Annotated in this window: 8 protein-coding genes and 2 tRNA genes; 5 read left to right on the top strand and 5 right to left on the bottom strand. The window is 41.1% G+C overall.

The genetic code is table 11. The features are described 5' to 3' along the window. The first annotated feature begins 89 nt into the window (after positions 1–89). From HMPREF9331_RS02665 to ppk1, 5 genes are all read left to right on the top strand, one after another. Positions 90–2,213, top strand: a complete 2,124-nt coding sequence (locus tag HMPREF9331_RS02665) for a Tex family protein (RefSeq protein WP_009641039.1) — start codon at positions 90–92, stop codon at positions 2,211–2,213. 32 nt (positions 2,214–2,245) lie between these two features. Continuing rightward, on the top strand, positions 2,246–4,294 hold the full coding sequence (locus HMPREF9331_RS02660) for a S9 family peptidase (RefSeq protein ID WP_016419614.1): 2,049 nt from the start codon (positions 2,246–2,248) through the stop codon (positions 4,292–4,294). Positions 4,295–4,478: 184 nt separating this feature from the next. Further along, positions 4,479–5,489: a tetratricopeptide repeat protein gene (locus tag HMPREF9331_RS02655; RefSeq protein ID WP_016419613.1), complete on the top strand. Its 1,011-nt coding sequence runs from the start codon at positions 4,479–4,481 to the stop codon at positions 5,487–5,489. Positions 5,490–5,531: 42 nt separating this feature from the next. After that, positions 5,532–7,352 carry a BatD family protein gene (locus HMPREF9331_RS02650; protein WP_016419612.1) on the top strand — a complete coding sequence of 607 codons (1,821 nt, stop codon included), beginning with the start codon at positions 5,532–5,534 and terminating at the stop codon, positions 7,350–7,352. An 11-nt stretch (positions 7,353–7,363) separates the two neighbouring features. Further along, complete coding sequence (gene ppk1, locus HMPREF9331_RS02645; RefSeq protein ID WP_016419611.1) at positions 7,364–9,418, top strand: polyphosphate kinase 1; 2,055 nt, start codon at positions 7,364–7,366, stop codon at positions 9,416–9,418. Between the two features lie 136 nt (positions 9,419–9,554). Here ppk1 and rpsT read toward each other — a convergent pair whose 3' ends face one another. The 5 genes from rpsT to HMPREF9331_RS02620 form a co-directional block, all read right to left on the bottom strand. Further along, a complete protein-coding gene (rpsT, locus tag HMPREF9331_RS02640) occupies positions 9,555–9,812 on the bottom strand; it encodes a 30S ribosomal protein S20 (protein ID WP_016419610.1) in 258 nt (85 codons plus the stop codon). 48 nt (positions 9,813–9,860) lie between these two features. Continuing rightward, positions 9,861–9,932, bottom strand: a tRNA-Glu gene (locus tag HMPREF9331_RS02635). A 23-nt stretch (positions 9,933–9,955) separates the two neighbouring features. Then, positions 9,956–10,027 (bottom strand) — tRNA-Glu (locus HMPREF9331_RS02630). 152 nt (positions 10,028–10,179) lie between these two features. Then, positions 10,180–11,862, bottom strand: a complete 1,683-nt coding sequence (locus HMPREF9331_RS02625) for an MBOAT family O-acyltransferase (protein ID WP_016419609.1) — start codon at positions 11,860–11,862, stop codon at positions 10,180–10,182. 9 nt (positions 11,863–11,871) lie between these two features. Continuing rightward, positions 11,872–13,359: a LysM peptidoglycan-binding domain-containing protein gene (locus HMPREF9331_RS02620; protein ID WP_016419608.1), complete on the bottom strand. Its 1,488-nt coding sequence runs from the start codon at positions 13,357–13,359 to the stop codon at positions 11,872–11,874. Between the last annotated feature and the right edge of the window lie 125 nt (positions 13,360–13,484).

Below are 13,484 nucleotides of genomic sequence, written 5' to 3'. Positions count from 1 at the left end.
AAAGACAGCCTTTTTTGGTGGAAATCTTTTTACTTTTCATTTTTCACTCTTCACTTTATTTCCTATCTTTGTGCCTTATTTTTCTAAGCATGACAAATATCCAATTCATTAAGAATCAAACACAACTAACTGAAAAAGCCATTGACAATACACTTTCTCTACTCTCAGAAGGCTGTACGATCCCCTTCATTGCACGCTATCGCAAGGATAGAACAGGCAATTTGGACGAGGTGGCTATTGAAAAAATTGCTAAGGCACAAACCGAATACGAAAATATCTGTAAGCGTAAGGAGTCTATTCTTACCAGTATAGAGGAACAAGGCAAGCTCACCGACGAATTGCGTAGTCGTATTGATAGTTCCTTTGAACTCAATGAGCTGGAGGACTTATACTTGCCTTATAAGAAGAAACGTAAAACCAAAGCCGATGTAGCCAAAGAAAATGGCTTAGAACCTTTGGCTAAGCAGCTCATGAGTCAGCGAGTGGCTGATTTGGAACAACTTGCCGCTCGTTATCTTTCTGACAAGGTGACTTCAGCTCAAGAGGCGCTACAAGGAGCATCGGATATTATAGCCGAATGGATCAATGAGAATATGTATGTACGCCGTACGCTGCGAAGGGTCTTCCAGCGAAAAGCACAACTCTGTGCAGAGGTAGCCAAAGGAAAAGAAAACGAAGAGGAGGCTCAGAAGTATGCCCAGTATTTTGATTGGAGCGAACCACTTGCCAAGGCGCCCTCCCATCGTGTTTTAGCCGTCCTTCGTGCTGAAAAAGAGGGCTTTATCAAAATGAAAGTGGAGGTAGAGCCAGAGGATACAATTCCTTTTATTGAGGAAACGGTGATCAAAGGTAGTGGAGAGGTAGCCGATTTTCTTAAGAAAACAGTCAAAGATAGTTACAAACGTCTTTTAGAGCCATCTATCTCTAACGAAACCTTACAGGAAGCCAAGGATAAGGCAGATACCAAGGCTATTTCGGTATTTTCTGAAAATCTTTCTCAACTTTTGTTGGCTTCGCCCTTAGGAGAAAAACGTATATTGGCCATTGACCCTGGGTTCCGTACGGGATGTAAGGTGGTTTGTTTGGATGAGAAAGGAGACTTACTCCACAACGAGACGATTTTTCCGCATGCCCCACAGCACGAAACGGCCTTGGCTTCCAAGAAAATCCGTACCATGGTCGAGCAATATCGTATAGAGGCCATTAGCATAGGCAACGGTACTGCTTCTCGTGAAACAGAGAGTTTTATCAAACAAATTGCTTTCCCGCACCCAGTACAGGTTTTTGTGGTCAGTGAGGCAGGAGCATCGGTATATTCGGCTTCCAAGGTGGCTCGCGATGAGTTCCCTGACTATGATGTAACAGTCCGTGGGGCAGTCTCTATAGGTCGCCGTTTGGCGGATCCCTTGGCAGAATTGGTCAAAATAGAACCCAAATCTATAGGAGTGGGGCAGTATCAGCACGATGTAAATCAGGCTTCTCTCAAGCAGGAGTTGGATGCTACTGTGATCCGCTGCGTAAATAAGGTAGGAGTGAATCTCAATACGGCCAGCAAGTCTTTGCTTAGTTATGTATCGGGCATAGGGGAGAAGATGGCTGAGAATATTGTGGCCTACCGTTCGGCCAATGGAGCTTTTGCGCGCCGTGAAGACCTCAAGAAAGTGCCACGTTTGGGCGATAAAGTCTACCAGCAGGCGGTAGCTTTCTTGCGGGTGCATAACAGCGAAAATCCGTTGGACAACTCGGCTGTACACCCTGAAGCCTACCCGATTATTAAGCAAATGGCCAAAGACCTAGGCACTTCTGTGGAAAAGCTCATTGGCAATAAGCAGGCAATAGCCTCTATTGATATTAAGAAGTATCAAACAGCAGAGGTAGGGGAGTTGTACCTCAAGGATGTGCTTAAGGAATTGGAAAAACCTGGATTAGATCCCCGCCAAGCGGCTAAGGTATTTGAGTTTGACCCCAATGTAAAAACTTTTGACGATGTACGTACTGGCATGATTCTCCCTGGAATTGTTAACAATATCACGGCCTTTGGTTGCTTTGTGGATATTGGAATCAAGGAAAGCGGCTTGGTGCATATTTCCCAACTCAAGGATGGCTATGTATCCGATGTCAATGAAGTGGTCAAGCTCCACCAGCAAGTACAGGTCAGGGTTGTAGAAGTAGATACCGCCCGCAGGCGTATCTCACTGAGTATGATACTCTAAACAAATGTTCCATGGTATAAAAGTGATAATATATGATGCCACCAAAAGCGCCTAAAAAGCAACGATTATTAGAAATACATGCCGATAAGCGGAAAGATAATTACTTTTGGCTCAACCAGCGAGATACGCCAGAGGTGTTGTCTTACTTAGAGGCTGAAAACGAATATTTTGCTTATAAAACCAAACATACCGATGCTTTCCAAAAATCGCTCTTTGAGGAGATGAAAAGCCGAATCAAGCAGGATGACGAATCGGTGCCTTATAAGTACAACGGGTATTGGTACTTTTCTCGTTTTCAAGAGGGGAAGGAATACCCTATTTATCTCAGACGTGCTGATCAGCCCAATGCACAGGAAGAAGTACTCTTTGAGGTGAATGAAATGGCCGCAGGGCATAAGTTTTACCAGTTTGCCGAATTCTCTGTAAGCCCCGATAACAAGTGGGCTTCCTTCTCAGTGGATACACGGGGGCGACGTATGTACTCTCTCTTTATCAAAAATTTAGAGACAGGCCAGGTGCTTCCTATAGAGATAAAAAATACCGACGGAGGTAGCTGTTGGGCTAGTGATAATCAAACTATTTTCTATACGAAGATAGATACACAGACACTTCGTTCACATAAAGTCTATCGCCACCAGTTGGGACAGTCTTCTAAGCAGGATGTATTGGTCTTTCATGAGAAGGATGAGACTTTTAATACGGGTATATTCAAGTCCAAATCAGAGCAATTTCTTATTATTCAGTCCGATAGTACCCTCTCTTCCGAGAGTTGGTTCTTGGATGCAGCTACCCCTATGGCCGATTTTAAGTGTTTCCAACCTCGTGAGCGGGGTTTGGAGTATGATATAGCCCACTATGGGGACTACTTTTATATACTGAACAATGCCGATGGAGCAACTAATTTCAAATTGGACAAAACCCCTATAGGACAGACCGAAAAAAGCTATTGGCAGCCTGTACTTGCCCATCAGGAGCAAATCCGATTGGAGGAAATAGATATATTCAAGGAGTATCTAGTGGTTACCCAGCGGTATAATGGTCTTTCTCAGATTCGTATTATACGTTGGGATGGTTCAGCAGAACATTATTTGCCCTTTGACAATGAGACTTATATGGCTTCCACAGGGCTAAACTTAGATTTTGATACCGAAATACTTCGCTATACCTACAATTCTATGACGACACCTTATTCGGTGATTGACTACAATATGCGTACAGGAGCAAAAGAGGTGAAGAAGCAGCAACAGGTGCTAGGAGGTAAGTTCAGTGAGGAGAATTATGAGTCTCGAAGGCTTTGGGCTACCGCTACTGACGGCACTCAAATTCCTATTTCTATAGTCTATCGCAAAGGGATAAAGTGTGATGGTTCCAATCCTTTACTCCTCTATGGCTATGGGGCTTATGGAATTACTATTGAACCCTCGTTTTCCACCACACGACTCAGTTTGCTCGATAGGGGCTTTATCTTTGCTATTGCGCATATACGTGGGGGAGAGTATTTAGGACGTCCTTGGTATGAGGCAGGCAAATTATTGCATAAGAAAAACACCTTTACCGACTTTGTGGATTGTGCTAAGTATTTGATAGCGAACCAGTATACCTCACCAGCACATCTCTATGCCATGGGCGGCTCAGCAGGGGGCTTGCTCATGGGAGCAGTGATTAATCAAGCACCGGAGTTGTTCCGTGGAGTAGTGGCCAATGTGCCTTTTGTGGATGTGGTAACTACTATGTTGGACGATTCTATTCCGCTTACCACTGGGGAATATGATGAGTGGGGCAATCCACATGACAAGCAGTATTACGATTATATGAAGAGCTATTCGCCTTATGACAATGTATGTGCCCAAGCCTATCCCAATCTGTTGGTACTCACGGGCTATCATGATTCTCAGGTACAATATTGGGAACCAGCCAAGTGGGTAGCTAAGCTGCGAGAACTCAAGACCGATGATAATTTATTACTCTTCTATACCGATATGAGTTCAGGACATAGTGGGGCATCAGGTCGGTATGAGTCTCTCAAGGAGATTGCACGCGAATATGTCTTCCTTTTGGACTTGGAAAACATACATCAATAACTTTTAAAAAATCCTCTTCTCATAGGGGATTTTTTTTATTTTCACATAAGAGAATAGAAAAGAAAAAGTAAATTAGCAATTTGTATAGAATATATCTATTGGAAGTATTAAAATAAAGACAAAAAAGAATTTTTATGGGAATAATATCGTATTTTTGTGCGATAAAATCAATAACTTTAGAATTATGAAAAGACTATATATATGGCTACTTGTCTTCTTTCCTACATTCATTTTTGCTCAAAAAGAAAACGAATCTGCTGCTAAGGAACAAGCAAAAAGAGAAAAATTAGACAAACAATCGCAAGTATTTGCCTATGAGGGATATAAAGCAGGCAAAGCAAATAAACTCCCAGAATCTGAAATGGATTACCGCAAAGCAATTTCCAAGAATCCCGACAACACAGCCGCTCAATACAATATGGGCGATGTGCTCTATTCCCAAAAGGCTTACGGGGAGGCGGCTAATCACTTCAGAGAGACCACTATGAATAAGAAGGCAACCAAAGAAGAAAAACATAGGGCTTTCCATAACTTGGGCAACATAGCTATGGAGAAAGAAGAATATGATCAGGCGGTACAATTCTATAAGGAGGCACTGCGTAACAATCCTGCTGATGATGAGACACGCTATAACCTTGCGGTAGCTAAAGATAAACTGTCAAAACAAAAACCTAAAGATAACAAGAACCAACAAAACAAGGATAACAAAGATCAACAAAACAAAGATAATAAAGACCAACAAAACAAAGATAACAAAGACCAACAAAACAAGGATAACAAAGACCAACAAAACAAAGATAACAAAGACCAACAAAATAAGGATAACAAAGACAACAAAGATCAACAAAACAAAAATAATAAGGATAATAAAGACCAAAATAACAATAATCAAAACAATAACAATAACCAAAATAAAGATAACAAAGACAAAAAGAACAACCAAGATAATAAAAATAACAATAACGGACAAGGACAGCCTGAAAGACAGCCTTCACAACCACAAGATAGAGAGAACCAACAGAATAATGAAAATAACGGAGGCAATCCAGAAGGGAGACAACAGGGAGAACTCTCTCCTGAACAAATCAATCGTATTCTCAATGCGATAAGCAACGAAGAAAAGAAAACACAAGAGAAAATAAATGCTAAAAAAATAAAGGGCAAAGCCTCTCGTACCGATAGAAAAGATTGGTAATGAGCCAAACGATAACTTATTTGTTTGATAAAAGCAAAGTCTATGCGTAATTTTTTATTTTATATATTACTTTTTCTAACCACTATATCTTTAGCACAGGAGGTTTCCTTCAAGGCACAACCTTCTCGCACTTCCTTGGGCGAAAACGAATATCTTAGGGTAGATTTTACCATGAATAAGGAAGGAGACAACTTCGTGCCACCTTCTTTTGAGAACTTTGAGGTTACAGGGCCTACCCAATCCATTTCTCACTCTTGGATCAATGGAAACCGTAGCTTTTCAAAGACTTACACCTATATGCTCCAGCCCAAGCGCAAGGGCAAACTTACCATAGGGGCAGCAGCTATTATTATTGATGGAAAGGAGTACAAGACCAAACCTATAACGATAGAGGTAACAGATCCTGTTTCTCATCCACGTAATGCACAGACTACCCCACCACCTTCTAATCCTTTTGGGGGCTTCCCCTTTGGCTTTGATCCTTTTGGTAGTGAGGATGAACAACCTACTCAGGTGATAGAACCTACTAAGGACGAACTCTTTATGGTTGCAGAAATCTCTGAAAAACAGGTGTATGTCAATCAGCCCATAGCCATTACCTATAAGCTTTATATTGATGCACGCTTCGGTATAGCGGGATTGGAGAATATACAAGAGCCTCGCTATGCTAACTTCTGGAGCCAACAGCTCTTAGATAAGATTCAAGTAACCGAAGTGGTACGCAATGGGCGTCCTTTCCGTTGTGTAACCCTCAAGCAGGTGCTATTGTATCCCCAACAGGCAGGTGAGCAGGTGATCAGCCCCTTCTCTTCTACCTTTGTTCTACAATTGCCCTCCAACCAAGTGGATTTCTTCGGAAATCGCTCTTATATAACTCGTACCCGTAGCTTGCAGACAGCTACCACTAAGATCAATGTGCTCCCCTTACCCGAAGAGGGCAAGCCAGCCAACTTCTCTGGGGCAGTGGGTAACTTCTCCTTGTCTATGAATTTCCCCACACGTACACTCAATGCGGGTGAGACTACCGAAGGTGAGGTAGTGATTTCAGGAAAGGGAAATTTTAAGCTGTTTGATATTCCTAAATTATCCTTCCCTCCTGCCTTGGAGGTGTACGCACCTAAGGAAAAAGAAAACTTAACCAATAGTACCACGGGTGTGAGTGGGGACATTACTCATAGCTATACCATCGTGCCTCAATACAAAGGAAAATTTCCTATCCCGCCTCTGAGCTTCACTTTCTTCAATCCTGAAACTCAAAAGTATGAAACTCTCACCTCAGAGAATATTACTATAGAGGTACTCAACGGACAGGAATACAAGCCTACCCAAGAGCAAGAACAAGGAGCAACTACCCTAGAGCAGGGTCAATTCCAGCCCCTTAAGGAGGCTTCTGAGTTGCTTTCGGTGAACAGACCTATGTTCTTCTCATCCACAACTTTCTATCTCTTATGGTTGTTGCCTTTGTTGCTGATTCCTTTGGTACTTGTTTTCTGGTATATCTACCAAAAGCGAAACGATGATACGCAAGAAAACAGAAGCCGTAGAACTAGCCGTTTGGCTAAGAAATATCTCTCTGCCGCCAAAAAGAACCTTACCAATAAGGAGGCTTTCTATGAGGCTTTAGAGCGTGGCTTACATACCTATCTCAAGGCCAAACTTTATATTGAAACAAGTGAACTGAGCAAGGATAAGATTCAGCAACTCCTCACCGATAAGGGTGTGGCAGCTCAGCCTCTTAGAGACTTTATCCAATTGCTCTCCAACTGTGAAATGGCGCGCTATGCTCCTTATACACAGACCGATATTAATAATGATTACCAACAGGCAGCTACCATCATTGCCTTACTTGACAAACAATTGTAATACTATGAAAAATGAAAACACAACCCAAAGTTCCTATCCGAAACAGAGACCTCAGTTGGCTCTCTTTTAACGAACGTGTCCTACAGGAGGCCAGTGACCCAAGAAATCCCTTGGTAGAGCGTATGCGTTTTGTAGGTATTTTCTCTAATAACTTGGACGAGTTCTTTCGTGTGCGCTATGCCATTGCAAGGCGTGATTTTAGACTCCTTAAGGACGAAGCCATGATTGCTCAGGCACATTCGCTATTGGAGCAGATCAACAGCCAAGTGGTACTCCTCCAGCAAAAGAGTCTTGCTATTTTGGAACAGATTAAGCAGGAGCTGAAAAAGGAGGATATCTATATTATCAATGAAACCGAGATTCTTCCAGAGCATGTGGAGTATGTAAGAGATTATTTTATCAATACCATAAGTCCAGCTCTTTTTACCATTATCCTCAATGAGGTGGAGGCACTCCCTAACCTCAAGGACGATGTGGCTTATTTGGCTGTGCGTATGCTGCTCTCTTCCAAAAGTGGAAAAAAGCACAAGCTCCAGTACGCTCTTATAGAACTCCCCAAGACCTTGGAACGCTTTATCGTATTGCCTAAGGTGGGTAATGCTGATTATATCATTCTCTTGGACGATGTGATTCGCTTCTGTCTTAGCTCTCATTTCTATATTTTTCCTTGTGAGGAGCTCTCTGCTTATATGATTAAGATCACACGCAATGCAGAATTGGACTTGGATACCGACCTTAATAAGAGTTTTATAGAGAAGATTTCCACTAGTGTGGAAGGGCGTAAGCGTGCTGAGCCTGTACGGTTTATCTATGACAAACTCATTGATGAGGAGATGTTACGTTTTCTAAAGGAGAAAATGGGCATACAATCCACTGATAGTGTCATCGCAGGAGGACGTTATCACAATAGGCGTGATTATATGAATTTTCCTCACTGTGAGCGCAAAGAATTGATGTATAAGCCGTTCCATCCTTGCCCTATCAAAGCTCTCAAGGTGGAAGAGAGTTTGTTTGCCCAGATCGCCCAGCGGGATTTCTTGCAATATACACCTTATCATAGCTTTTCTTATCTGATACGTTTCTTAAGAGAAGCCGCCCTTGACCCTAAGGTCAAGAGTATAAAGATTACAATTTACCGTTTGGCCAAACAGTCACAGGTGATTAATTCTCTGATCAATGCAGTGAAAAACGGCAAGAAAGTTACTGTACAAATTGAGCTACAAGCGCGCTTTGATGAAACGGCTAATATCCACTATGCAGAGCAACTACAAAGGGAGGGAGTCAATACCATCTTTGGGGTACGAGGACTTAAAGTGCATAGCAAAATAGGGGTTATAGAGCGTGAAGAGGGGGAAGAGATACGTCGTTATGGTTTTATCAGTACGGGCAATTTCAATGAGTCATCTGCAAAGATATATACCGATTATACGCTGTTTACGGCACATCAAGGGATATTGGACGAGATCGATCGGGTCTTTAAGTTCTTTGATACGCCTTTTCAACAATTCCAATATGAGCATCTTTTAGTTTCACCTTATACGACCAAAAGTACCTTCCTATCGCTCATTGATAGAGAAATAGCCTTGGCCAAAGCAGGCAAAGAGGCTTTCTTAAAACTCAAAATGAATGGACTAACCAATGAGCAGATGATAGAGAAGCTATATGAGGCTAGCCAAGCAGGGGTTAAAATTCAGATGATTGTACGTGGGGTATGTGGTTTATTACCTCAAGTCAAGGGGCTTAGCGAGCATATAGAGGTAATTAGTATACTAGATCGCTTTTTGGAGCATTCTCGTTTGTATATCTTTGGCAACGATGGTCAGCCAATTTATTATATTTCCTCAGCCGACTGGATGTCTCGCAACCTCAACAATAGGGTAGAGGTATCTTGCCCAGTATACCAAGAGGATATAAAGCAACAACTTTGGGATACTTTCCATTTGGCTTGGAATGACCATATAAAAGCACGTATTATTGACGAAAACCAACAGAATGTTTATCGCTCCCAGCAGCAAGGTATCTCTTCTCAGGAAGCCATTTATAACTATTATAACGACAAGAAATAAAGACCAAAGACCAGTGACAAAAATGATCTGTCATTGGTCTTTTATTATTAGCTATAAAAAAATAAAGACTATTCGCTAAAAAGAATAGTCTTTATTAATAGTAATTTTAAATATTTCACTATGAGCAAATGATTTTCTAAGCTACTAATGAATTTACATGCTTCATTAAGCTACTCTTAAGATTACCCGCTTTGTTCTTGTGGATAATGTTTCTTTTTGCTAACTTATCAATCATGGAAACTACATTTGGTAATAGTTCCTTAGCTACAGCTACATCAGTAGTAGTACGCAATTTCTTGATAGCGTTACGAGTAGTTTTATGTTGATAGCGATTTCTAAGGCGAGCAGCCTCATTTCTTCTGATTCTTTTGATTGCTGACTTATGGTTTGCCATATTCTTATCTCAATTAAAGTGGTATTGTATAAAATTACTAAAATTATGTAGTCCGTAGGGGAATCGAACCCCTGTTACAAGGATGAAAACCTTGCGTCCTAACCCCTAGACGAACGGACCATGCAATGAAAAACATTAGTTAGTAGTCCGTAGGGGAATCGAACCCCTGTTACAAGGATGAAAACCTTGCGTCCTAACCCCTAGACGAACGGACCATTGAGTCTGTAAATATGTTTCTCAATTGCGAGTGCAAAGGTACAACTTTTTTTTGAACCTGCAAGCCTTTTGATGAAATTTTTTTGTGTTTTTTCTCAACTTTTTTCTTTTGTATTGATTTTCAGTGTTTTGTAGTTTGAAAAACTAATCGTTAAAACTGGAAATAAATGAAAGGCTGTGGTCCTGCAGTAGCAGTGGCATAGACCAACCAAAAGACAGCCGCCACGATAATAGCTTTGCCCACCAGAGGGATTCTTTGGAAAAATAGCTTGAGGGCTTCATTCCATTTATAGGGGAAAAAGTGCCAAATAAAGCCTATGACCAATAGAATCATGACATTCTGATAACCTTCTATAATTACCCACCACTGGTGTGGATCATAACTAAGTTGGCCTATATTCCCTATAAGGGTCATTGACGTAGAAAAATCCCTTGAGCGGAAGAAAATCCAACAAAAGGCAACAAAGTGGAAGGTTACCACAACAGAGATAAGAGCAACAATACCTCTGAGGAAGGAACGCTTAGTAGGGGTTTTGTCAGGGAAAATCTCTTTGAAAGACTTGTGAAAAGACAAGGCCAAACCATGCAGGGCTCCCCATATGATAAATCGGAGATTGGCTCCGTGCCAAAGCCCTCCTAATAGCATAGTAGTTAGTTGGTTAAAATGACTTCTGAGCGCCTTTGCCTTGTCTGGGGATAGTAGTATGGATACCTCAAAGAGGATAATCACTCCTAAGGTAATAAATAGCGGGACAAGACTTTCTCCTCCTTGCATAAATGCCCAAGATAGGGTAGCTATAAAAAATAATGTAGGAAAGAAATAGCCCCAAAAAGATCCCTGACGATTGCCTCCCAAGGGGATATATAGGTAATCTTTTAGCCAAGTGGATAGTGATATATGCCAGCGATGCCAGAACTCGGTGATATTTCTTGACTGATAAGGGGTACGGAAGTTCTCAGGTAGTGTGAAGCCCATAAGTAGTGCCAACCCTATGGCTATATCCGAATACCCTGAGAAATCACAATATATCTGTAAGGCATACCCATATACTGCCAAAAGGTTCTCAAAAGAAGTATAGCTACTAGGAGCATCAAAGACCCTATCTACAAAGTTGATAGAGATGTAGTCCGAGATAACAGCTTTCTTCAGTAGTCCACCTATAATAAGGAATAGGGCTTGAGCGGTTTCCTCTTTTGTGAGGCTGACCTTCTTATATATCTGTGGGATAAAATCCTTTGCTCGTACAATAGGCCCTGCTACTAATTGAGGGAAAAAGCTCACAAAGAAAGTGAAATCCAAAAACGATCTGGCAGGGGCGATCTCTCGCCTATAGATGTCTATGGTATAGCTCATCGTTTGAAAGGTATAGAAGGAGATACCTATAGGCAAGATGATATCTTGAAGGGCAAAATGACTATGGAAAAGTTGGTTTAGGCTGTCTATTAGAAAGTTAGTATACTTGTAATAGCCTAAAATACCTAAGTTTACTATACAACTCAGTGCTAAGAAAAAGCGTTGCAATCGCTTGTTACCCCAGTTCTCATGGATTTGCTGGGCAAGAAAGTAATTAATTCCTGAGGAGAGTAGCAGTAGTACAAAGTAATTCCCTCCTGCCTTATAATAAAAGAAGAGGGAAAATAGCACTACATATACCGTACGGAAGTAGGTATGCTTGCGAGTGAGAATATATACAAAGTAAAATACAAGAAAAAGTCCTAAAAAAAGACTACTGTTAAAGAGTAAGGGCGCCTCAGCATTGTAGGCAAACCAACTCTTGAGCTGTTCCACACTACAGTGGTCAGAAAGCCACTGTTGCCAATCGTTTATTTTCAAAAGAATAGATTATTTTTGCTGATTTTTATATTGTAAATAGTTGCTCATAAGAGCGTTATAGAGCCTGCCTCCTTGTTCTTCATAACCTGAATGGGTATAGTGTACCCTATCATGAGAGATAAGATTTTCGGCTATGAGCTTGGACATACCTTCACTACCGCCCAATACATTGTACATGTCAAAGACACCATAATTTTTCTTTACAGAATTGTCTATAAGCACATGAGTATATTGCTCACAATAGGGGTTGGGTAGCTTCTTTTTGAATAAGGAAGGAGGGGGAGAGGTTAGCAGTATAGGACAATTGCCATAGTGCTCACGAATCTGTGCGATGAAATTCTCCACTTGTTTGTCATAATTCTCCGCCGATAACCTCCCAAAAGCCTCATTAGTACCTAAGGAAACAATGATAAGGTCGGGCTGTAGGGCTTGTATTTGGTCAAAGAAGAGGCTACACTTGTTATAGTCCGAAAAGCGAGCTCCATTGACTCCAATGGCATGGTATATGATTCCATTTTGATCATTCTCAAGTACTATGCCATTGAGGGCAAAGTTAGATCGTTCGCTATTGGGCGTAAGATAGATTCGATCCAGTCCGTTTAGGTTGTTATAGGTATAGCCCAGAGGGGAGATATTATCACCTGACAGAGGTTCAAAATTATTCATAGCCACTGAACTTCCCACAGAAGCAGCTGTAGAGACTACAGGCTCTTCGGTAGGGATTTTTAGCATCGCTCCCTCTCGTATGGTATTGCCTTTGAGATTATTGGCTTGTTGTATCTTACGTTCTGTGGTTTTGTATTTTTTAGACAAAGCATAGAGTGTCTCACCTTTCTGTACCTTGTGAAAGAGGTTTTTATAAGCAGTTCGCCTAACAGCAGGAGCTGGCCTGAGGGGAATGCCTGTTTTGCTGATAGCTAAATCGAATAAATGTTGATTATTAGGGGTGAGTATACGTAGGGTGTTGAATGAATAATCTTTGTTTTTTATATTGAGTTCTATCACAAAATTTTTATTATTGGTAAGCAGCGAGTATCCTGCAATACCAATAGCACCTATATTGTCTTGGCTAGTATTCTTTTGACTATCCCAAGTGATATTGGAGGAAAAGCGTACATAGCGCTCTCCATTGGTATGTATTAGCGAATAAGGAAAGACAAAACCCAAACCAGCATTGCCAAATTGGGATTGGAAGCGTTGGCGTATTTGGCTGGTCATGGCATCACCTTGTATATGAGAGTCTCCTATATGCACGATGTTGAGTTTCCTATCCTTTAAGGTGTCCAAGGCTTTGAGTTTCTCAAAGAAAGGGGTCAAGGCCTTAGCATTGTAGAGGTTCTCATATACCATAGGAATCTCTCCCTCTGCATTATTAGATGAGACTTCTCCTCCAGGAGGAGGAAAAGGAATATGTTTCATCTTAGCATAGAGTAACATAGAGGTAATCAAAGCCATAGATAAGGCAGCAAACCTTAGTACAGATGTCTTTTTTTTCATGGTTTAGTGTTGTTTGTTGTAGTCAAAGAAAATGAAGCCACAAAAATTGTGCAAATACATGGGTGTTATTATTTATTTAGTAATAAATAACATTATTTATAATTATTAGTCACTCGTCATTAGTC

The sequence above is a fragment of the Capnocytophaga granulosa ATCC 51502 genome, from assembly GCF_000411115.1.
Lineage (GTDB): Bacteria > Bacteroidota > Bacteroidia > Flavobacteriales > Flavobacteriaceae > Capnocytophaga > Capnocytophaga granulosa.
Note: the sequence above shows the minus strand (reverse complement) of the source record. Positions and strands in the feature narration are given on the sequence as shown.